General features: G+C 42.7%; 25 protein-coding genes. 20 read left to right on the top strand and 5 right to left on the bottom strand.

Annotated elements, in window-relative coordinates; all coding sequences use genetic code 11:
• The first annotated feature begins 143 nt into the window (after nt 1-143).
• From AC59JO_RS28170 to AC59JO_RS28135, 8 genes are all read left to right on the top strand, one after another.
• A complete protein-coding gene (locus AC59JO_RS28170) occupies nt 144-1,604 on the top strand; it encodes a sigma-54-dependent transcriptional regulator (RefSeq protein ID WP_413670393.1) in 1,461 nt (486 codons plus the stop codon).
• Nucleotide 1,605: 1 nt separating this feature from the next.
• Nucleotides 1,606-1,809, top strand: a complete 204-nt coding sequence (locus tag AC59JO_RS28165) for a hypothetical protein (protein WP_110586296.1) — start codon at nt 1,606-1,608, stop codon at nt 1,807-1,809.
• 80 nt (nt 1,810-1,889) lie between these two features.
• Entirely contained in the window at nt 1,890-2,924 is a 1,035-nt protein-coding gene (locus tag AC59JO_RS28160) for an AI-2E family transporter (RefSeq protein WP_413670394.1), read from the top strand.
• A 163-nt stretch (nt 2,925-3,087) separates the two neighbouring features.
• Complete coding sequence (locus tag AC59JO_RS28155) at nt 3,088-3,354, top strand: YtxH domain-containing protein (protein ID WP_413670395.1); 267 nt, start codon at nt 3,088-3,090, stop codon at nt 3,352-3,354.
• A gap of 56 nt (nt 3,355-3,410) precedes the next feature.
• Entirely contained in the window at nt 3,411-3,761 is a 351-nt protein-coding gene (locus AC59JO_RS28150; RefSeq protein WP_413670396.1) for a phage holin family protein, read from the top strand.
• Between the two features lie 3 nt (nt 3,762-3,764).
• On the top strand, nt 3,765-4,211 hold the full coding sequence (locus tag AC59JO_RS28145; RefSeq protein WP_413670397.1) for a hypothetical protein: 447 nt from the start codon (nt 3,765-3,767) through the stop codon (nt 4,209-4,211).
• 104 nt (nt 4,212-4,315) lie between these two features.
• Nucleotides 4,316-4,975: a tRNA (guanosine(46)-N7)-methyltransferase TrmB gene (trmB, locus tag AC59JO_RS28140; protein ID WP_091210357.1), complete on the top strand. Its 660-nt coding sequence runs from the start codon at nt 4,316-4,318 to the stop codon at nt 4,973-4,975.
• Nucleotides 4,975-5,307 (top strand): MGMT family protein, encoded by a 333-nt coding sequence (locus AC59JO_RS28135; RefSeq protein ID WP_321556135.1) that lies wholly within the window; start codon nt 4,975-4,977, stop codon nt 5,305-5,307. Before trmB ends, AC59JO_RS28135 begins: the two co-directional genes overlap by 1 nt.
• Before the next feature lie 198 nt (nt 5,308-5,505).
• Here the strand turns inward: AC59JO_RS28135 and AC59JO_RS28130 are convergent, their stop codons facing one another.
• Nucleotides 5,506-5,865, bottom strand: a complete 360-nt coding sequence (locus AC59JO_RS28130; RefSeq protein WP_497309640.1) for a VOC family protein — start codon at nt 5,863-5,865, stop codon at nt 5,506-5,508.
• Nucleotides 5,866-5,944: 79 nt separating this feature from the next.
• The gene (locus AC59JO_RS28125; protein ID WP_497309638.1) at nt 5,945-6,322 is read right to left on the bottom strand and encodes a VOC family protein; all 378 of its coding nucleotides are present in this window, start codon (nt 6,320-6,322) and stop codon (nt 5,945-5,947) included.
• 115 nt (nt 6,323-6,437) lie between these two features.
• On the opposite strand from AC59JO_RS28125, the gene AC59JO_RS28120 reads away from it, so the two are divergent.
• From AC59JO_RS28120 to AC59JO_RS28090, 7 genes are all read left to right on the top strand, one after another.
• Nucleotides 6,438-6,785, top strand: coding sequence for a carboxymuconolactone decarboxylase family protein (locus tag AC59JO_RS28120; protein ID WP_497309636.1), 348 nt, complete (start codon nt 6,438-6,440; stop codon nt 6,783-6,785).
• A gap of 107 nt (nt 6,786-6,892) precedes the next feature.
• Nucleotides 6,893-7,498, top strand: coding sequence for an ExbD/TolR family protein (locus AC59JO_RS28115; protein ID WP_497309634.1), 606 nt, complete (start codon nt 6,893-6,895; stop codon nt 7,496-7,498).
• Entirely contained in the window at nt 7,498-8,061 is a 564-nt protein-coding gene (locus tag AC59JO_RS28110; protein WP_497309632.1) for a DNA-3-methyladenine glycosylase I, read from the top strand. The genes AC59JO_RS28115 and AC59JO_RS28110 overlap by 1 nt, the downstream gene beginning before the upstream one ends.
• A 286-nt stretch (nt 8,062-8,347) precedes the next feature.
• Nucleotides 8,348-11,155: a DNA polymerase I gene (polA, locus tag AC59JO_RS28105; protein WP_413670403.1), complete on the top strand. Its 2,808-nt coding sequence runs from the start codon at nt 8,348-8,350 to the stop codon at nt 11,153-11,155.
• 484 nt (nt 11,156-11,639) lie between these two features.
• On the top strand, nt 11,640-13,064 hold the full coding sequence (locus AC59JO_RS28100) for a glycogen synthase (RefSeq protein WP_497309630.1): 1,425 nt from the start codon (nt 11,640-11,642) through the stop codon (nt 13,062-13,064).
• Entirely contained in the window at nt 13,061-14,323 is a 1,263-nt protein-coding gene (locus tag AC59JO_RS28095) for a glucose-1-phosphate adenylyltransferase (protein ID WP_413670405.1), read from the top strand. Before AC59JO_RS28100 ends, AC59JO_RS28095 begins: the two co-directional genes overlap by 4 nt.
• A 73-nt stretch (nt 14,324-14,396) precedes the next feature.
• Nucleotides 14,397-14,585, top strand: coding sequence for a hypothetical protein (locus tag AC59JO_RS28090; protein WP_413670406.1), 189 nt, complete (start codon nt 14,397-14,399; stop codon nt 14,583-14,585).
• A gap of 192 nt (nt 14,586-14,777) precedes the next feature.
• On the opposite strand, the gene AC59JO_RS28085 is transcribed toward AC59JO_RS28090, so the two are convergent.
• The 3 genes from AC59JO_RS28085 to AC59JO_RS28075 form a co-directional block, all read right to left on the bottom strand.
• Entirely contained in the window at nt 14,778-15,455 is a 678-nt protein-coding gene (locus tag AC59JO_RS28085) for a metal-dependent hydrolase (protein WP_497309628.1), read from the bottom strand.
• 321 nt (nt 15,456-15,776) lie between these two features.
• Complete coding sequence (locus tag AC59JO_RS28080; RefSeq protein ID WP_497309626.1) at nt 15,777-16,091, bottom strand: YbaB/EbfC family nucleoid-associated protein; 315 nt, start codon at nt 16,089-16,091, stop codon at nt 15,777-15,779.
• Nucleotides 16,092-16,259: 168 nt separating this feature from the next.
• Nucleotides 16,260-17,471 (bottom strand): serine hydrolase domain-containing protein, encoded by a 1,212-nt coding sequence (locus AC59JO_RS28075; protein ID WP_413670408.1) that lies wholly within the window; start codon nt 17,469-17,471, stop codon nt 16,260-16,262.
• A gap of 110 nt (nt 17,472-17,581) precedes the next feature.
• Between AC59JO_RS28075 and AC59JO_RS28070 the strand changes: the two genes are divergently transcribed.
• The 5 genes from AC59JO_RS28070 to AC59JO_RS28050 all read left to right on the top strand — a co-directional run bounded on the left by AC59JO_RS28070 (nt 17,582) and on the right by AC59JO_RS28050 (nt 20,416).
• A complete protein-coding gene (locus AC59JO_RS28070) occupies nt 17,582-18,559 on the top strand; it encodes a tetratricopeptide repeat protein (RefSeq protein WP_413670409.1) in 978 nt (325 codons plus the stop codon).
• Nucleotides 18,560-18,758: 199 nt separating this feature from the next.
• On the top strand, nt 18,759-19,139 hold the full coding sequence (gcvH, locus tag AC59JO_RS28065; protein ID WP_413670410.1) for a glycine cleavage system protein GcvH: 381 nt from the start codon (nt 18,759-18,761) through the stop codon (nt 19,137-19,139).
• The gene (locus AC59JO_RS28060) at nt 19,140-19,538 is read left to right on the top strand and encodes a VanZ family protein (protein ID WP_413670411.1); all 399 of its coding nucleotides are present in this window, start codon (nt 19,140-19,142) and stop codon (nt 19,536-19,538) included.
• Complete coding sequence (locus tag AC59JO_RS28055; protein WP_413670412.1) at nt 19,525-19,668, top strand: hypothetical protein; 144 nt, start codon at nt 19,525-19,527, stop codon at nt 19,666-19,668. The genes AC59JO_RS28060 and AC59JO_RS28055 overlap by 14 nt, the downstream gene beginning before the upstream one ends.
• 532 nt (nt 19,669-20,200) lie before the next feature.
• On the top strand, nt 20,201-20,416 hold the full coding sequence (locus AC59JO_RS28050; protein ID WP_413671130.1) for a FeoA family protein: 216 nt from the start codon (nt 20,201-20,203) through the stop codon (nt 20,414-20,416).
• Nucleotides 20,417-20,421 lie beyond the last annotated feature (5 nt).

Here is a 20,421-nt window from a genome sequence, read left to right as displayed (position 1 = left end):
AAGGGGAGCTCATTCGGGCTCCCCTTTTTTTATTGTTTTTTAGTTGATATGAACCCTTATAATTAAATAAATCGTATAAATTAGCACATTGTTTGTATTTTGACACTTAATAAGACATTTACCGCCAACAATAATTGCTGAATATGAAGAGGATCCTCATCATTGATGATGAAGTTAATGTTGCGTTATTGCTATCGAAGTTTTTAACGCGAAATGGGTTTGACGTTAGTACTGCATCAAGTGGTATGGGGGGTATGGAGGCGTTGAAAAACGGTGAATATCAACTTGTACTTTGCGATTTCAGGCTCGAAGATACCGACGGGCGCGAAATGCTTCGTAACATTAAAATCCAGTATCCTAAAACGGGGGTTATTATCATCACCGGCTATTCAGACATTAAGATGGCTGTTGAGCTTATTAAGATGGGGGCTTACGATTATATCACCAAGCCACTATATCCCGACGAAATATTAAATACTATTAATAAGGCCTTTGAAACCCACTATGCCCTGGTTGAGGTTGATGATGAAGCACAGGCAGCTATTGTACCCGAAAAAACAAAGACCAATACGGTTAAAAAAACTGTTTTTGCTGCTGAGTTTGTTACCGGCACCAGTCGCGCATCAAAAGAGCTTGCGCGCCAGATTGAACTGGTAGCGCCAACCAATTACAGCGTTATTATTTTAGGCGAAAGCGGAACCGGTAAAGAATCGGTTGCAAAAAGCATCCACCTCAATAGTCCGCGCCATAACCAGCCATTTATAGCTATGGACTGCGGTTCGTTAACCAAAGAGCTTGCGGCAAGCGAGTTTTTTGGTCACGAAAAAGGTTCATTTACCGGCGCTTTATATACCAAAATTGGCCACTTTGAAATGGCTAACGGTGGTACTTTATTTTTAGATGAGGTAGGCAACCTTTCGTACGAGATCCAGGCAGCATTGCTTCGCACGGTACAGGAACGTAAGGTTAAAAGAATAGGCAGCACCAAAGAGATTGAGCTTGATGTGCGCATTATAATTGCCACCAACGAAAACCTGCAGGAGGGCATCCAAAAGGGCCGTTTCCGCGAGGATCTTTATCACCGCTTTAACGAGTTCAGCATTTACATGCCGCCATTGCGTGAGCGCGGGCACGACATCATTTTACTGGCAGAGCACTTTTTAAAAATAGCCAATCAGGAACTCGGGCGTAGCGTGGAATCGTTTTCGCAGGAGGTTGTGGACTGCTTTATGAATTACCGCTGGCAGGGCAACATCCGTGAGCTTAAAAACGTGATCCGCCGTGCTGCACTTTTGGCCGAAGGTAATGAGATCACCCTTAAGGCATTGCCGCTTGAAATGTCGACCTATAAATTATCGTACGAGGCACCAAATCATTACCCACAGCATCAACATCAGCACCATCAACCCGCGCCGCACGCGGCAGAGGTGCCGGAGGTTAAAGAGCCCCGTCACGATCTTAAAAACGCCGCTCTGGAGGCCGAATATGAGACGATTATACGGGTATTAAGGGAAGTTAACTTCAATAAAACCAAGGCTGCCGAAATCCTGAATATCGACCGCAAAACCCTCTATAATAAAATGAAGGCCATTAACCTTAAGTAATATGGGGGCTGATGAAGAGAAAAACGATGCCGAAGCCCTGCGTAAATTAAGGCACGATATAAAAAACCAACTATCAAACATTCACCTGGCGCTTGAACAGTTACGGTACGAAATACCCAACCCATCATCAGATTGTTTGTTTTATATGGATACAATAGAAATAAGTTCAACCCGGATCAATAAACTGCTTAACGATACCAATTAAAAGGCGTTGCAATTAATACCTGAAACGCTAAAACTTTTTGGCGTTTTTTTGTTTTAAGCAAGTATTAATCAACAGCCTACATGTCAGTATTCAATTACAAACAGCGCAATAATATCATCCTGGTAAGCATCATTATACTGGGATGCTTTTTGCTTTATGCACTCAGCGGTTTGTTTAGCTCAATCCTTGGCGCAGTAGTGCTATTCACTATTTTCAGGCCCCTGTTTGTAAACCTGGTCGAAAAACGCAACTGGAACAAAACACTGGTAGCGCTGCTCATTATTTTCAGCTCGCTTATCGTCATCGTTATCCCTTTCTTAACGCTGAGCATCATGATAGTGGGTAAAATATCCAGCATCAACTTAAAAGATCTGCCTATCGACCAATGGACATCAAAAATTGATGCTTTTGCGGCCTCCAACCTCAATCAACCGCACTTTGCCGAAGATACGCTGCAAAAGCTGGGCACTTTTGGTACAGGCTTGTTTCCGTCCATACTAAGCAGTGCTGCCAATATTATTATTACCCTGCTGGTATTGTACTTCCTGTTATATTTTATGCTTACGCAAATGCGTGAGTTTGAGGCAGGCCTTTTAAAGTATGCCCCTTTCCGTGAGCAGCATGCATTAAAATTTGCTAATGCCCTACGCGATTCTACCTATTCCAACGTTTTAGGACAAGGAATCATAGCTGCCACGCAGGGATTTTTGCTTGCGCTCGGCTTTTATGCACTAAGCATCCCGGATGCCGTGTTTTGGGGGGTAATAGGAGCTTTTATATCTTTTTTACCAGTTGTTGGGGCGCCAACCTTGTGTATCCCGGCAAGTATTATATTATTTGCACAGGGACACAACTGGCAGGGAGTAGCAATACTTGTGTACGGCCTGTTGGTTATTGGCAATATTGATAACGTGTTACGCATGATCATTAACAAACGCATAGCTAATACGCACCCTATAATTTCTATAATTGGTGTATTTATAGGCTTACCTTTGTTTGGCATCCTGGGTTTAGTATTTGGGCCGGTGCTGTTATCATACTTCCTGCTGCTGCTGGAGATCTATGAAACAAACCGCATGGCAGCCGACAGGCTTGAGCGGATAAACAGTGTATAAATTATACCGTACAGCCCTGAACAGTTTTGTGAACACAGGGTAAAATTTACTTGCCGAATAAAAGTTAATTTATACTTAAATAAAAATAAATGCGCCAAATACACATATTTGGCAGGATATTTACGAGTAACTAATCAAATGTTCAACTTTAAATTATATTACAATGAATGATAACTCAAAAGTAGTTGTTGCATTGCTTGCCGGTTTAGCAGCAGGGGCAGCGTTAGGAATTTTATTTGCACCAGATAAAGGCAATGAAACCCGCGATAGGCTTACTGAGTCGTTAAAAAACCTTGGCGAATCAATAAAAGATACTGCAGCAGCCGAAATTGACAACCTGGTTGGTTTAAAAGACAAAGTTGTTGAAAACATCAAAACCAAGATCAAAGGCGCCGAAGAAGAGTACCAGGACGATCTTGAACACGCATAAGTATTTATAACATTCACCATCCCGGCAGCAGCTGCCGGGATATATAACCTTACCCTATGGAAGAGAAAAAAGAAACTCAACCGCCATTACCACCCATTATTGACCAGTTAAAAGAGTACGCCGAAACAAGGTTTAAGCTTTTAAAATATGAAGCAATTGAAGGCGGAACATCCATATTAGCCAGCGTCATTGCCGATGTGGTAGTTGTGATCAGCATGGTATTGGCCTTTCTTTTTGCAAGTGTTACCTTAGGTTTTTTTCTTGCTGATGTTTTCCATTCATACTGGGAAGGGTTCGGATGCGTTGCCGTGCTTTACTTTTTGATAGCCATGTTTATCAAGATATTTAAACGCCACCTGGAAAGGCCGCTTATCAACATCTTTATCCAAAAAATATTTAAACGATAACCCATGGATCTTCATATCACAAACGTCAGCGACCTTCAGGCTGAAATATTCAGGCTAAAAACGCTCGAAAAACAGCAGGCAATAGCGTTAAAGGCCAGGGTTAACAGTCCATCGGCCTTATTTTCAACCGCACTTACCCTGTTCCCGCGTTCAAATGATACCGATGGCATAAAGAATACCAGTTTCTTTCATCCTGATATCCTTAACCTGATATCAAGATTTGTAATTCCGCTTACGCTGAACAAAACGCTTTTCAAACATTCAAACTTTTTGGTTAAAACATTGGTTGGCCTTGTTTCCCAAAAGGCATCAAACTATGTTAATGAAGATACTGTTGGTGGTATTTGGGATAAAGCCAAGGCGCTTTTCGCCAAATTCACTAAAAAGAAAGATGATGCCGCATACAAACCTGCTCCATATGTTAAGCCGGTGGGTGGGGCAGTAGTATAAACCCTTATTTTTCCTATCCAGACAGGCCATTCATTGGCAGTTAGGTTTTAATTCGTGAAATTGGTGGTTATTAGATATTTTTGCGCTTTATTTTTTAAATTAAAGTGGGAAAAGATAAGTTAAGACGCTTTGCCGAGGTTGAAACCTTTAGTAACGTACTGCAGTTAGATGCAGGCAAACCTTTTAAAGGCCAGTGGAGCCCTGAGTTTTTCAAAAATGATAATCCTGTAGTGCTTGAGCTGGCCTGCGGTAAAGGTGAATATACCGTGAACCTTGCGCGCATGTTCCCCAACAAAAACTTTATTGGTATCGACTATAAGGGCAACCGCATCTGGCGCGGTGCCAAAACCGCTATTGAAGATGGCGTACCTAACGTAGCTTTCTTACGCATCCAGATTGAAAACCTGCTCGACTATTTTGCCCCCGGTGAGGTTGACGAAATCTGGATCACTTTTCCTGATCCGCAACCACAGCTTAGCCGCGAAAAAAAGAGGCTTACTTCACCCCGTTTTTTAGATAAATACATCATCACTTTAAAGCCAGGCGGCTGTGTTAACCTCAAAACAGATAACGACGGCTTACACGCCTATACCGCCGAAAAAATTGATGAACTAAAGTTAAACCTTCACGCCAAAACCGAAGACCTTTACAATTCGGAACACGCAGATGAAGTACTTTCTATCAAAACTTACTACGAGAAAAAATATTTAAAGGATAACAAAAACATTAACTACCTTAAGTTTTCATTTCCAGAAAACGCCTGATGGAGGATATTAATTTTTTTGAAAAAGTATACCAGGTAGCCCGCCTCATTCCACCGGGCCGGGTAACCTCATACGGGGCTATTGCGGCCTATCTTGGTACTAAAGGCTCATCGCGCATGGTAGGCTGGGCCATGCAGGCAGCCGGGAATGTAAAACCACCTGTGCCGGCACACAGGGTGGTAAACCGCCAGGGCTTGCTAACGGCAAAAGCTCATTTCGGCGGCAACCGCATGGCCGAAATGCTTGAAAGCGAAGGTGTAAAAGTAGTTGACGACCAGATTCAGGATTTCAAGTCGCATTTCTGGGACCCGATGATTGAGCTGGCGTTGTGATAAATGCGCCACAGCTCGGCTCCAGCCCACAAGCATTGGGATGACGAAAGTTGTTTGGAAAATTAACAAAAACCATGTCATTGCGAGCGTAGCGCGGCAACCGCACGGAAGCATAGCCGCCCTGTATAGCATGCGATTGCTTCGTCGTTCCTCCTCGCAATGACATAGACTTTTTACATCGTCTGCATTACGATAAAACTACTCCGTAAACTGCAACAATTCCATCCTGTTCCCAAACGGATCGATAAACGAAAAGCGTATACGCCCCGGAATAACAGGCTCTTCCCAAAACTCGACGCCGAAATTTTCTAAATGACGGCGGGCTTCGGCAATATCGGCAACTTCAAAAGCAGTATGCCGCGATGTGCGGGGCAAAGCACCCTCCGTGCTTAAATGCAATTGAATATCAGCTATCCGGAACCAGTAACCTTTTGAATTAAAGGCTGGCCGTTCTATCCGTTGCAAGCCCACAACGTCAGTATAAAAAATCCTTGCTTCCTCCAGCCGTTCCAGCGGAACACAAACCTGGATATGGTCGGCGCGTTTAAAGTTGATCATAGAGCCCCTCTAAATCTCCCCTAAAGGGGAGACTTTTAATAACACCTTTAATTAAATTACTAATCTTTATGAACCTTGGTTATTCATGCTCAGCAAAAGTAAGCACATAACCATTATTATCCTTTATCGAAAATTCGGTTGCCCCGTAGAAGGTAGTTTCCAGGCCTTTTAATACCGTCACCTTGTCCTTTATTTCTTCAAAAAAAGCACGGATATCTTTAAGGTTGATGTATAACAGCAATGAACCACCATCGGTGCGGTGTATTTCGGACAGGTCATCAGCTAAGCTGCTAAAGGTCTGAAACATCATGGTAACGCTGCCATTGGTCATCATGGCCCAAACCAATTCCGGTCCGGTTTCGGGTACACTCATGGTTACTTTAAAACCAAGCAGTTCATAAAAGTTAATGGTTGCTGTAATGTCATTCACAAAAATATTGGGCGATAAACTTTCCATAATTGCTGCGTAAAAGAATTTTGGTTAACAGCTATAAAAATAACGATCCATTCTTTTAAATGCTAAATATTTTAGCTTAATTAGCTTAAATTTTTATTAACAAACTCAACATCCCGTGGGAAAACTTGTAGAAGAATTTGATACCTATCGCTCTAAAATGAACGACAGGATCATGGAAACCGCCAATACCAACATCAAACGTTTTTTTGCGCTCGATACAACCAGTTATGCTGAAGGCGCGCTTGATGTAAAAACCAAAGAAATGCTTGGCCTGGTTGCCAGCATGGTTTTACGCTGCGACGATTGTATCAAATACCACCTGGGTAAATGTCATGAAGCCGGCGTTAACCATGATGAAATGAACGAGATCTTTATGATAGCTAATTTGGTGGGTGGTTCGATTGTTATCCCGCATTACCGTAGGGCGGTAGAATATTGGGATGAGCTTAATGAAGTGAAATAAGTACACAACAACGTCGTTATAAGGAGTGAAGCAAATTCCTGGTTGGCATTATAGGATTCGCTCCTTGTAATACCGTTGTTTAATCCTTTACTTAACCTTTTCACGCCATGTACAGACCTAAATTCCGCAGAAAGCATTTTGACGTAGACATGTTTCCGATGTTCAATTTATTATTGATCGTGTTATCATTTCTCATGCTGAGTGGTCGCCCCGCAATACGCTATCCTATTTTGATCAATTTGCCAACAGGATCTAATTTTAATACTGCCGACCCTGATAGCTACATCACTATCACCACTATACTTATCGGGCAAAAAAAGTTGATGCTAAAGCTTGATGCTCCCGATATACGCGAAGCAGCACTCAAACAAATAGGAGACAAATACAACACCGGTTTCACACCAGCTGAGATAAATAAATTTGGCGAAACGGATGTGATCGGAACGCCATTGGCGCAAATCAAAAAATATATTTCGGGTTACTATAACGCTACAGACTATTACAATCAACCGGGATTAAGACTCGATGAATTAGCCGAATGGATAAAAGAATCGCGCAAAGCTACATTCGAAAAACATAACAGTTCAACACGTATTTTTATTATGGCCGATGGAGAAACCCCATATCCCGTGATCAAAGATGTAATAGACATGTTAGCTCAACAAAAGATCACCAAATTTTCAATCATTTATTCCTACCTAAGACAAATATAATGAGCAATCCAACCAACAATCCAACCCGCTGTTCATGGGCCGGTACCGACGAACTATACATCAAATATCACGACGAAGAATGGGGCAAAGAGGTTCATGACGATCACACCTTCTTTGAGTTCATGATTCTTGAATCGGCACAAGCCGGGCTTAGCTGGATCACTATTTTACGCCGTCGCGAAGGCTACCGAAAGGCATTCGCCAATTTTGATGTTCAGAAGGTTGCTTCATTTGATGAGGAAGATGTTGAACGCCTGATGCAAGACGAAAGCATCATCCGCAACCGCCTTAAAATAAAAACATCTATCAGCAATGCTCAGTTGTTTATCGGCATTCAAAAAGAGTTCGGATCGTTTGATAAATACCTGTACAGTTTTATGCCGGATGGTAAAGCGATCGTGAACCATTCCAACTCAACGCCTGCCACCAGTCCCGAGTCGGACGCGATAGCCAAAGACATGAAAAAACGAGGCTTTAAGTTTTTTGGCACTACCATTTGCTACGCCTTTATGCAGGCTACCGGTATGGTTAATGATCATATTCCTAACTGTAGCTTCAAATAATTTTATTGGGGGGATTACACAGATTATAAAATGATTACACCGATTTTTTCGATAGCTGAATATTGATTGGATTTGATTTTAGAGATAGGAATAATAACTATTCGTCAACATTAATTGTATTTTTGAAACGAGAAAATCGCATCGATTACTTGATTTCATTAGTTTAATATTGGGTAATTGATTTATAATCACCCTTTTTTTAATCAGTGTAATCATAAATCAATCGGTGTAATCCCAAAAAATAAAATCAGTGTAATCACCTAATCAATCGGTGTAATCATAGACTATGAAAAAACTATTTCTTTTGGATGGCATGGCCCTTATTTATCGGGCGCATTTTGCTTTAAGTAAAACACCCCGCTTTACATCAAATGGGTTAAACACCTCGGCAATGATGGGATTTACCAACACCTTGCTGGATGTTTTGAAAAAAGAAGCCCCCACCCACATGGCCGTGGTTTTTGATACCGAAGCACCAACCGAACGACATACCGATTTTGAAGGCTACAAAGCACACCGCGAAGCCATGCCCGAAGATCTGGCAAAGGCCTTGCCTTACGTTATAAAAATCATATTAGGTTTTAACATTCCCGTTATTACATCGGATGGTTATGAGGCCGACGATATCATCGGTACCCTCGCCAAAAAAGCCGAGCAAAAAGGTTATACCGTTTACTGCATGACGCCCGATAAGGATTTTGGTCAGCTGGTATCAGATAATATTTTCATTTACAAACCGGCCCGTATGGGTAACGAGATGGAAATACAGGGTGTTAAAGAGATATTGGCAAAATGGGAAATTGAGCGTGTTGACCAGGTGATTGATATTTTAGGCTTGTGGGGCGATGCTGTTGACGGCATCCCGGGCATTCCGGGCATTGGCGAAAAAACGGCCAAAACACTCATTAAGCAATATGGCTCGATGGAAAACATTTTTGAGCACAGCCATGAGCTTAAAGGAAAACAGCGCGAAAATATAGAACAGTTTAAAGAGCAGGGCCTGATGTCCAAAAAACTGGCTACAATATTATTAAATGTCCCGGTTGAATTAGATGAAGAAGGTCTTGAAGTATGCGCTCCAAGCAAAGAATTACTGGAGCCGCTTTTTGCCGAATTAGAGTTCCGTACTTTAGGCAGGCGTGTGTTTGGCGACGATTTCAGTATAACCGAGTTGAAGCCAGCCGGTACCCAGATCGATCTTTTTGGCAACCCAACGGCCACCGGTCGTACCACGATGGCGGTTGATGTAGAAGATATTCGCGAGGAGCTCACCCTTGCCGCCAAAAACATCAACAATACACCGCATGAGTATCATCTGGCAGACACCGCTGAAAAACGTGCCGATCTGATAAAAACATTAGCCCAACAGCAAACATTTTGCTTCGATACCGAAACCACCGGCACCGATCCAAATTATTGCGAACTGGTAGGTTTGTCATTTTCAGTTAAACCGGGCGAAGGCTGGTATGTACCCGTTCCTGCTGATCAGGTTGCTGCACAAAGTATAGTTACCGAGTTTAAGGAGATCCTCGAAAACGAGAACATTGGCAAAATAGGGCAGAACATCAAGTTTGATATCCTGATGCTGAAATGGTATAACATTGAAGTAAAAGGCACCCTGTTTGATACCATGCTGGCCCACTATATCATCGATCCGGATACCCGTCATAATATGGATATCCTGTCGGAAAATTACCTGGGCTACAAACCTGTTTCTATCACCGAGCTTATTGGTGCCAAAGGCAAAAACCAGGGCAACATGCGCGATGTAGAATTTGAAAAAATCAAAGAATACGCTGCTGAGGATGCCGATATCACCCTTCAGCTTAAAAATGTTTTTGAACCTAAACTAAAAGAAGTTGAAGGCGAAAAACTGGTGAACGAGATAGAACACCCACTTATCTACGTACTGGCCGATATGGAGTACGAGGGTGTAAAAATAGATCACGATACCCTGCGCGATTTCAGCAAAACACTGGAAACGGACATTGCCCAGTATGAAAAAACGGTTTATGAAAAAGCAGGTGTAAAATTCAACATTGCCTCACCAAAGCAATTAGGCGAAGTGTTGTTTGAGAAACTGATGCTCGACCCTAAAGCCAAGAAAACAAAAACAGGCCAGTATCAAACAGGCGAGGACGTGTTGCTTTCATTAGCTGCAAAGAGCGATATTGTTCGCGATATTCTCGATTTCCGCCAATTACAAAAATTAAAATCAACATACGTAGATGCGCTGCCGCAGATGGTAAACCCTAAAACCGGGCGCGTACACACTTCATACAACCAGGCTGTTGCTGCAACAGGCCGGTTAAGCAGCGTTAACCCTAACCTACAAAACATCCCTATCCGTACCGAACGAGGCCGCGAGGTAAGGAAAGCTTTTATCCCAAGGGACAACAATCATACCATCGTATCTGCCGATTATTCGCAGATCGAGCTGCGCATCATTGCCGAGATCAGCAAGGACCCTAACATGATGCAGGCCTTTATTAATAACCACGACATCCATACGGCAACAGCTGCCAACGTTTACGGCATCGGGTTGGATGAAGTAACCAGCGATCAGCGCCGTAACGCCAAGGCAGTTAACTTCGGTATTATTTACGGGCAATCGGCCTTTGGTTTATCGCAAAGCCTGGGCATCCCGCGTAAGGAAGCTGCCGAAATTATTGAACAATACTTTATCCAGTTTGCCGGTATTAAACAATACATGAGCGATACCATGAACTTTGCCCGCGAAAACGGTTATGTGTGCACGCTGATGGGCCGTCGCCGCTACTTGCGCGATATCAATTCGGCCAATGCAACCGTTCGTGGTTTTGCTGAGCGAAATGCAATAAACGCACCTATACAGGGTTCGGCTGCTGATATGATCAAAATAGCCATGATCAATATCCACCGCGAACTGAAGGCCCAAAAGCTGGATACCCGCATGACCATGCAGGTACATGACGAGTTGGTGTTTGACGTACCACATCATGAGGTAGAGATCGTAAAACCGATCATCATGCACAACATGAAAAACGCCATCAAAACTGAGGTGCCTATCATGGTGGAGATTGGCACAGGTTTAAACTGGCTGGAGGCGCATTAAGCCTCTTGCCCCCTGATGGTGAGTCTTGTAGTCCTTACAAATACTCTTGCGCTCGTTTGTAACGAGCGCTTAATATGGGTTTGCGTTTAAAACGCAAACTGGCGATACAATCGCTAAACCACGTTAAGCACTCGTTACAAACGAGCGCAAGTTAAAAATAAACAAAAACCATGTCATTGCGAGCGAAGCGCGGCAATCTCGTAGCCAATGCCTATCCGATACTGCATAGTATGCGATTGCGGCACTTCGCAATGACATATCGTATAGTTTGTGATGCATTTTGCAATTATAACGCTATTCTTTCCCTTTCATAATACACTAACCTATACTTACCCTGCCCCCTTTTCCCTACCATTTTTACAACTATAACATCTTAACGATAATAAAATTTCAGTGCTTTTTATCTAAATTTTCCAAAACTATATTAATTCTCATAGGTTTCTCTTTTGGTAATCTTTGCTTAAATTGAGCCAATAAAACCTGAATGAAAATATACCATTTGAGTGCCGAGTGCTATCCCGTTGCTAAAGTTGGCGGGCTTGCCGATGTTGTTGGCGCATTGCCTAAGTACCAGAATCTTGCAGGTTTGCAGGCCGCTGTTGTCATGCCTTTTTACGACCGTAAGTTTACCCAGGAAAACGACTTTGAAATTGTTTTTGCTGCGGCAACCCTGCTTGGCAACCGCCGCCTTTTCTTCGAGATATTAAAAGAGAAAACAAATAAACTTGGTTTTGAGCTTTATTTAGTGAAGATCCCCGGCCTGCTCGACAGGGAAAACATTTATAGTTACCCTGATGAACGCGACCAGTTCATGGCCTTTCAACTGGCATTTTTAGATTGGATCAGCTATTCACAGCAAACGCCCGATCTGATCCATTGTCATGACCACCATGCCGGTTTAGTCCCATTCCTGCTTTATCATTCAAAACTATATACAAGACTGGCTAATACACCAACCATATTTACCATACACAATGGTCAGTACCACGGCGCCTTTGGCTGGGACAGGCTATCATTGCTGCCCGAAATTGACCTCACCAAAACAGGCTTGCTTGACTGGGCAGGAGGTATCAATCCACTGGCTGCTGCAGTTAAATGCAGCTGGCGTTATACAACGGTTTCGCCAACTTATCTGGAGGAGCTCACTTACAACTCCAACGGCTTGGAATACCTGTTTTACATTGAACGGGCAAAGGGCTACGGTATCATGAACGGTATCGACACGGAGGTTTGGAATCCGCAAACCGACCCGATGATCCCGAACAAGTTTTCGGTTAAAACATTGGCAAAAGGCAAAAAAGCTAATAAAGAGGCTATCTGCAAACGCTTTGAGCTTGACCCCGAAAAACCGTTGTTCACCTTTATCGGTCGCCTGGTTGTCGAAAAAGGGGCCGACCTCTTGCCTGCCGCCATTGAGCGCAGTCTGCTCGAAAACGAAGGTGAAGTAAACTTTGTAATATTAGGTGCAGGCGATAAAGAAAACGAGCTGGCCCTGCTTCAGCTTAAAAATAAATATCCGGAGCATTGCAATGTATTTATTGGCTACGATGAATCATTGGCGCACCTGATCTACGCCGGGGCCGATTTTCTGTTGATGCCATCACGCGTGGAACCTTGCGGCCTAAACCAGCTGTATGCACTACGTTACGGCACCATGCCTATTGTACGCAGCACCGGTGGTTTACGGGATTCTGTTATTGACTTTGGCGATGAAGGAGGCTACGGTATCCGCTTTATACAAGCCAGTGTGCAGGATATCTGCCACTCGGTATTTAGAGCCAAACAACTTTATCAGGATACCGCAAAAATGCAGCAGCTCCGCAAGCAAATGATGGCACTTGATTTTTCATGGGCACGCTCAACACAACAATACACTGAACTATACGAAAGCTTAAAACTAACTTTATGACATCCAAAGTAATCTCCATTGTGCTCGGTGGCGGCCAGGGCAGCCGTTTATCACCGCTTACCGCAACGCGGTCAAAGCCGGCAGTTCCAATTGCGGGTAAATATCGTTTGGTGGATATTCCCATTTCAAACTGTCTGCACTCGGGCATTACGCGTATTTATGTGCTAACGCAGTTTAACTCGGCCTCGTTAAACAAGCACATCAAAAACACATACCATTTCAGCAGCTTTAGTGATGCTTTTGTTGACATCCTTGCAGCAGAGCAAACACCATCAAGCGTGGCCTGGTTTCAGGGTACGGCCGATGCGGTTAGGCAAAGCTTACACCATTTGGCAGTGCATGAGTTTGAGTATGTACTGATCCTCTCGGGCGATCAACTGTACCAGATGGATTTTGAAGATATGATTAACCACCATATCGAAACCAATGCCGAAATTTCAATTGCCACTATTCCGGTTGATGCGGCTGATGTTCCGGGTTTTGGGATCCTGAAAACAGATGAGAACAACATGATCACCTCGTTCGTCGAAAAGCCAAAAAGCAATTTCGAAAGCTGGGCGTCAGAAGTTAGTCCGGAGATGCAGGCAGCGGGTCGCGTATACCTGGCATCAATGGGTATCTACATCTTTAACCGGAAGTTGCTGTATGAGTTGCTTGAAGGCAACGAGCGTACCGATTTTGGTAAAGAGATCATCCCACAATCAATTGAAGGCCATCGTGTAGCCAGCTATCAATACGAAGGTTATTGGACAGATATCGGTACTATCCCTTCGTTTTTTGAAGCTAACCTTGGGTTAACCGACAATATCCCGAAGTTTAACCTGTTTGATAAAAACCCGATCTATACCCGTGCACGTATGCTGCCGCCGTCAAAAATATCAGGCACGCTGATGGAGAAATCTATTGTTGCGGACGGCTGTATCATCAACGCCAAGCAGATCACACATTCCATAATCGGGATCCGTACCCGTATTGGTGTAAATACCATTATTGAAAACTGCTATGTAATGGGCAGCGACAATTATCAAACCCTTGAGGAGATTGCCGAATCGAAAGTAAGCGGTTCCCCAATTATGGGCATCGGTGATAATTGCCACATCTTAAATGCCATCATTGATAAAAATACTTATATAGGTGATAACGTAACCATCAACTGCGGCGAAAAGCTTGAAGACGGTGATTATGGCACCCATACCGTTCAGGATGGCATTGTTGTGGTTAAGAAACGCGCCATAATACCAAGCGGCACAGTTATTTAATTAAAAAATAAAAAAAAACAAACCATAGTTAATTTGTTATAGATAATACTAACCATCTAAAACATAATCAACTATGAAAAAGGCACTATGTATGATCGCTTTAGCAGCGATCTCTTTCAGCAGCGTTTTCGCTCATGGCACATTAGTTCGCCCATCAAAAGGCATTATGCAAACTGATACTACCAAGAAGAAAACCAAGCCTAAAAAAATGAAAAAAGATACCATCATGAAAAAAGACACCATGAAGATGAAGAAGAAATAAGTCTTTTTTCTGAAACCGGGAGTTGATTTCGGTGGTATTAAACGCAAACAGCCCAAGCGAATGCTTGGGCTGTTTGCGTTATCCAAATCGTCATGCTGAACTTGTTTCAGCACCCCACATGCTAAGTTTACGCCTTGCAAATGCGCTCCTGTCAATGGGTTCCCGAAACAAGTTCGGGATGACGTAAAGGTTTTACAACTCTATAGTCTCTCCAATAGCAGGCAACTTCAAATTCAATCCGGCTTTAATAAACTTCTCAGCTACTTCATCCTTATCAATTTCAATAACCGGAAATGAATCATAGTGAACACCGATAATGTTTTTACAGTTGATGAAGGCTGCTGCTTTAATGGCATCATCTGCACCCATGGTGTAATTATCGCCAATAGGCAGAAATGCCCAGTCGAGGTTATCATCTTCCAGCAACTTCATATCATAAGTAAGTGCAGTATCGCCTGCAAAATAAACCGCTTTTCCTTCGGCATAAATAACAAAGCCGGCAGGATTACCGCCAGGTGAACCATCAGGCAAAGTACTTGAATGCACCGCATTTACCATTTTAACCCGGCCGAAATCAAAGTTAAACCCACCGCCAATATTCATTCCGTGTACATTTTCAATGCCTTTGGTACCAAGCCAGCCGGCAATTTCGGCAATGCAGATCACCTTTGCGCCGCTGCTTTTGGCAATTTCTAACAGATCGGCCACGTGGTCGCCATGCCCGTGTGATATCAGGATATAATCGGGCTTTAAGCTGTGAATATCAATATCCTTTGCCAGCGGGTTAGGGCTTATAAACGGATCGAAAAGCAATTTTTTTCCGCCGGTTACAATCTCAAGTGCCGATTGGCCATAATAAGTAGTTTTCATAGAAATGTTATTTTATGATCAGATCAAAAGTAAACACTTAATATAGCGATTTGATTTAGTGGCAGAAAAGTTACAAATAGGTGTTTGAACAAACAGTGCTATAAAGCCCTCAAAAATGTAAAAAGGCGTATAGAAAGAAAAGCGTCATTGCGAGGTACGAAGCAATCCCAAACTATACAGAACGGCTCTGCTAATCGGGGATTATTAATAATTATAATTTGTTTTTTTATAGGTATTAATGAGCTCCCTTCGGTCGGTTGTCTTCGTACTTCGCAATGACGCCTTAATATTTTTTGAGGCTCTACTTTAGAAAATATAAGCTTACTTACCGAACATATTACCGAGACCACCTAATCCCCCAAACATACTTTGGGTCATGGCTGCCATTTCGCTCTGGTTAATGTTTTCGGCTTGCTCAATCGCTTTATTGATAGCCACTACAAGCAGTTCTTCCAGTTCTTCTTTATCAGCACCTGCTAAAAAATCAGGATCGATCTGTACCGACTGGACTACTTTATTGGCGTTAGCATTAACAACAATTTTGCCGCCCTCGGCCGAACCTGATACACTGATAGCATCAAGACGTTTTTTCATTTCGCCAGCCTTTTGCTGGGCTTCCATTAATTTATCAAACATGATTTTTTGATTTCAAATTTCAGATGTGCAAATATGCAGATCAGATTTCAAATTATAGATGTGCAAATATGCAGATGCCTTTTAGATCACCGTTTTAGTTAACTACAATTTTCATTCCATCTATTTTAATCTGCACATTTGAAATTTGCACATCTGCACATCAAAAAGTTAATCATCACTGGTATCACCATTTCCGTTATACGCACTTTTACGTACAACCGGCATGCCAACTGTGTTAAACAGGTCATCGAGTTTAAGCAGACTACCATTGGCCAGGTTGGTGAGCAATACCACAGTAATATCATTCTTCATATCGCGCAGGTAAATATGCCTGAAACCATGCCACCAGCCGGTGTGATAGATCACTTCCTGCCCGGGCGCGGTAAATGTGCGCCAGCCATAGCCATAACTAAAGTGCCCGTGAACCATCGGGTTGCGCGGCACATAGGCCGAATCAAGCGTGGCCGGCTTCAGCAACAATCCGGCGCGTAAGGCACGGTCAAATAAGAATAAGTCGCCAACGGTGCTGTAAATACCCTTATCGCCCACGGGGCCGTCCAAAAAGTTCTGCACTACCGAATAGCGCCACTGGCCGCGGTCGTGCCCAACAACATCAACAGGAATTTTATCATATACCGCTTTTGAATAAACATGGGTATGCGCCATACTGGCTGGCTTAAACACATTTTCCTGCATAAACTGGGCATAGCTCATTCCGCTCACTTTTTCAATGATGGAACCCAACACCATAAAGTTGGAGTTATTATACAGGAAGCGCTTATTCGGTTCATTGAAACGTGTCGGCTTATTATCGGCAATCATTTTCATGGCCTCGGCATTGGTAAGGCCTTTGCGCTGGTTAAGGTGATTTTTGCGATAGATATCGTCGATGAAATATACATAATTCATCATCCCCGAACGGTGAGTGAGCAGCAAGCGAATGGTTACGCCATCGTACGGAAAATCAGGAAAAAACTTTTTAACATCATCATCAAGCTTGAGTTTGCCTCGCTCCATCAGCTGCAAAATAGCAGTTGAGGTCATGGTTTTGGTAACCGATGCCAATTCAAACTGCGAGCCTATCTTCAGGCTGTCGCGGTGCAGGTAATCGGCCCAGCCAATGGCTTTTTCGTAAACTATCTTACCTTTTTTTGCCACCAGTACATTGCCGTTAAAGCCACGGGTGCGGTGCAGCTCCTGCATTACGGCATCTATCTTTTTATCGGCGTTTTTAGGATTATAGGCAAGCAGCGTTGCGGTATCAAGCGGCTTCGCCGCAATCTGCGACTGCGATTGGTCTTTATTTTTATTTTTGGATGAACAGGCTAACAGTAACAGGGGGGCAGTAAACACTACCAGGCTTTTGTACACTAATCTCATAAAGCAATTTATCTCACACTAAACGAATGCGAAAATTAGAAATTATACATCAGGTATTAATTAAAGTTTTAAAATTTTCTGTTAGTTAGCACTCTTTAGTATGTTTAAGTATGATTTTGTTGAAAAAAGGCTTGCTCATTGTAGCTTTAGTGCTAACTACGGGACTGGCACACGCTCAAAATGTTGATGTTAGCAGCACTATAAAAGAAGGTATCAGGCTTAACAGTGAAAAAAATTATGCTGCGGCTATTGAAAAATACAAAGAGGCACTGGCTGCCGAGCCCGATAACACACAGGCCAGCTACCAGCTGGCTTTCAGCCTCAATGCTTCGGGCAAGGGAACTGAAGCGATACCCTATCTTAACAAAGTAATTAAAGCAGGCGGCGATCTTACCGGGCCGGCTTATGAACTCATGGGCAGTATTTATGATACCGCACATCAGCCGCAACAAGCTATTGATGCTTATAAAGAAGGCATCAAATTAAAGCCCGATTATCAGCCATTGTATTTTAATCTGGGGATAGCTTATTTCCGTGCACAAAAATATGCAGAGGCTGAGCTGGCGGCCATTGAAGCCATTAAGCTTGATCCGAAACATGCCAACAGCCAGCGGCTTTATGGCCTGGTAACCTTCCACCAAAACAAGAGGGTGCCGGCATTGATGGGCCTGTGCAGCTTCCTGCTGCTCGACCCGGAAGGCCCTCGTGCCGACGAAGCTTACACCAACCTGCAAAGCCTGCTGAAAGGTGGCGATCTGAAAGCGGCTAAAGCAGACCCCGAAACTCTGCTGCTCAATAAAACTTTAGGTACCGCTGTCGCTGCATCAGGCGGTCAGCTGGAAATACAATTGAAAACTATTTTTGCTGCTGTTGGCAAACTTGGCGAAAAAGCAGGCAAGCAATCCTTCTTTTGGAATTATTATGCAGCTTTCTTTTATAAGCTGGCCCAAACACCGCATTTTTCAACCGCGGTTAAAATGATTGGTTTAAGTGCGGATAAAACCGGAGGTGCTGCCTGGCTACAAAGCAATGCAGATAAGCGCCAAGCACTGGATGAGTGGATAGCATCTGCAGAAAGGAAATTTTAACTTCGTTGATGTGCAAATATGCAGATTACAGATGTGCAGATGAATGATCATCTCAGCTTGAAAAGCAATCAGTAAGCTAAAAAACTAATTTGCATATCTGCACATCTGAAATCTGCACATCAATAAATTTATTTGCACATCTGAAATTTGCACATTGAAACATATTTACACTATTTTTGGGCACACAAAATTTAACGACATGAATTTTCCGGCTGAATTAAAATACACCAAAGATCACGAGTGGATTAAGGTTGAAGGCAATGTAGCTACCGTAGGCATCACCGAATTTGCTCAAAGCGAGCTGGGCGATATTGTTTATGTTGATGTTACTTCATTAGGTAAAGAAGTTGCTAAAGACGAAGTTTTTGGCACTGTTGAAGCAGTTAAAACTGTATCTGACCTGTTTATGCCTGTTACTGGCACTGTAACTGAAGTTAACCCGGCCTTAAACAGCGAACCTGAGTTGGTTAACACTGATCCATATGGCGAAGGCTGGATGGTAAAGATCACCGTAGCCAATGCTGCTGATGTTGACTCGCTTTTATCTGCCGACGATTACAAAACGGTTATCGGCGTATAAATGAAGCTGTTTTTAAAATATCACGGGCCCGCTATTTTGTGGGCCTTATTTGTTTTAGTGATTTGCTCCATACACCTTGATGATGTTGATAAATCGCCCCTGTTTTTTGAAGGCTTTGATAAGTTAACCCATTGCGGTTTGTTTTTTACGCTTATTGTACTGGTTTCTTTTGGCGTTATCAGGCAACAAAAACCCCGGCGGCTTACGTATACAGGCATGTTTATCATATGGGCTGCCAGCATAGTTTTTGGCGGACTGATTGAAATACTACAGATATTTGTTTTCACCTGGCGAACCGGCGACTGGAACGATCTTTTTTGCGATGTGCTTGGGGCTTGTATGGGTGTTTTTAGTGTTATGCTGACTATTGAGGCAATTGGAAAAAATGAAAAAGAATAAACTGGTTATTTTATTGGGTGCGCTACTATTAACCCTGGCCTCGTCATGCGGCATTTTCCATAAAGGCTGCGGCTGCCCGCATTTTGGAAAAATCAAATCTGCAGGGGCAAATGTGCAAATGATGAGTTAGGTGTGCAGATTTCAAATGTGCAGATGATGATAGATGTGCGGATTCCAAATGTGCAGATGTGCAAATGATGGTTTAGCGCGTAAGATTATTTCAGGCAAAGCACAATTTACTAATCAATTTGTGGGTGTTCAACTTTTTAAAGTGTAAACACTTGCAATTTTTTCCAAAATAAACACCATTGATAATCAACTTATTAAGTTTTACAACTATCGGCATTTTATCAAACATGAACAAAACATCATTGATAATCAAAGACTTGCATTTTTCAGAAATTAAAAGTTGAACACCCGTTTTTTAAAAAATTGAACACTGACAGAATCGTGTCAGTAAAAAGCAGAAAAAGCAAAATCAATGGCATCAAAAAATCATCTGCACGTTTGAAATCTGTACATCCGGAATCCCTCATATTTGCCTCTAAACTTCACACTAAAGTCATTTGCACATCTGCACATTTAAAATCTGCATAACATCGCACATCTTATTTGGATTTAATATAAATAAGCTTACATTTGCTACGTTTTATATATAAATGATGAAGCTATCACAACTGGAAGTAGGCGAAATAGGTATCGTAAAGGAATTTACCGACCTTGAAATGTCGGTAAAATTGATGGAGATGGGTTGTTTACCCGGCGAAGAAGTCCGCATTTCTCGTATCGCACCCCTCGGCGATCCTATTGCTATCAGCGTATCCGGCTACCAGCTTAGCTTACGCAGGTTTGAAGCATCTACCATCATTTTGCAGTAGTTTGT

It is taken from the genome of Mucilaginibacter sp. A5337 (genome assembly GCF_059690695.1).
The sequence above is the reverse complement of the archived record's forward strand: the minus strand, read 5'-3'. Positions and strand labels throughout refer to the sequence as shown.

Coding starts and splice junctions, on each gene's coding strand:
- AC59JO_RS28075 (WP_413670408.1), bottom strand. CDS start 17,471: ATGAGATTAGTGTACAAAAGCCTGGTAGTGTTTACTGCCCCCCTGTTA.
- AC59JO_RS28060 (WP_413670411.1), top strand. CDS start 19,140: ATGAAGCTGTTTTTAAAATATCACGGGCCCGCTATTTTGTGGGCCTTA.
- AC59JO_RS28125 (WP_497309638.1), bottom strand. CDS start 6,322: ATGGAAAGTTTATCGCCCAATATTTTTGTGAATGACATTACAGCAACC.
- AC59JO_RS28130 (WP_497309640.1), bottom strand. CDS start 5,865: ATGATCAACTTTAAACGCGCCGACCATATCCAGGTTTGTGTTCCGCTG.
- AC59JO_RS28100 (WP_497309630.1), top strand. CDS start 11,640: ATGAAAATATACCATTTGAGTGCCGAGTGCTATCCCGTTGCTAAAGTT.
- AC59JO_RS28145 (WP_413670397.1), top strand. CDS start 3,765: ATGGATCTTCATATCACAAACGTCAGCGACCTTCAGGCTGAAATATTC.
- AC59JO_RS28085 (WP_497309628.1), bottom strand. CDS start 15,455: ATGAAAACTACTTATTATGGCCAATCGGCACTTGAGATTGTAACCGGC.
- AC59JO_RS28090 (WP_413670406.1), top strand. CDS start 14,397: ATGAAAAAGGCACTATGTATGATCGCTTTAGCAGCGATCTCTTTCAGC.
- gcvH (WP_413670410.1), top strand. CDS start 18,759: ATGAATTTTCCGGCTGAATTAAAATACACCAAAGATCACGAGTGGATT.
- AC59JO_RS28055 (WP_413670412.1), top strand. CDS start 19,525: ATGAAAAAGAATAAACTGGTTATTTTATTGGGTGCGCTACTATTAACC.
- AC59JO_RS28080 (WP_497309626.1), bottom strand. CDS start 16,091: ATGTTTGATAAATTAATGGAAGCCCAGCAAAAGGCTGGCGAAATGAAA.
- AC59JO_RS28095 (WP_413670405.1), top strand. CDS start 13,061: ATGACATCCAAAGTAATCTCCATTGTGCTCGGTGGCGGCCAGGGCAGC.
- AC59JO_RS28165 (WP_110586296.1), top strand. CDS start 1,606: ATGGGGGCTGATGAAGAGAAAAACGATGCCGAAGCCCTGCGTAAATTA.
- AC59JO_RS28170 (WP_413670393.1), top strand. CDS start 144: ATGAAGAGGATCCTCATCATTGATGATGAAGTTAATGTTGCGTTATTG.
- AC59JO_RS28155 (WP_413670395.1), top strand. CDS start 3,088: ATGAATGATAACTCAAAAGTAGTTGTTGCATTGCTTGCCGGTTTAGCA.
- AC59JO_RS28110 (WP_497309632.1), top strand. CDS start 7,498: ATGAGCAATCCAACCAACAATCCAACCCGCTGTTCATGGGCCGGTACC.
- AC59JO_RS28150 (WP_413670396.1), top strand. CDS start 3,411: ATGGAAGAGAAAAAAGAAACTCAACCGCCATTACCACCCATTATTGAC.
- polA (WP_413670403.1), top strand. CDS start 8,348: ATGAAAAAACTATTTCTTTTGGATGGCATGGCCCTTATTTATCGGGCG.
- AC59JO_RS28050 (WP_413671130.1), top strand. CDS start 20,201: ATGAAGCTATCACAACTGGAAGTAGGCGAAATAGGTATCGTAAAGGAA.
- AC59JO_RS28160 (WP_413670394.1), top strand. CDS start 1,890: ATGTCAGTATTCAATTACAAACAGCGCAATAATATCATCCTGGTAAGC.
- AC59JO_RS28070 (WP_413670409.1), top strand. CDS start 17,582: ATGATTTTGTTGAAAAAAGGCTTGCTCATTGTAGCTTTAGTGCTAACT.
- AC59JO_RS28135 (WP_321556135.1), top strand. CDS start 4,975: ATGGAGGATATTAATTTTTTTGAAAAAGTATACCAGGTAGCCCGCCTC.
- AC59JO_RS28115 (WP_497309634.1), top strand. CDS start 6,893: ATGTACAGACCTAAATTCCGCAGAAAGCATTTTGACGTAGACATGTTT.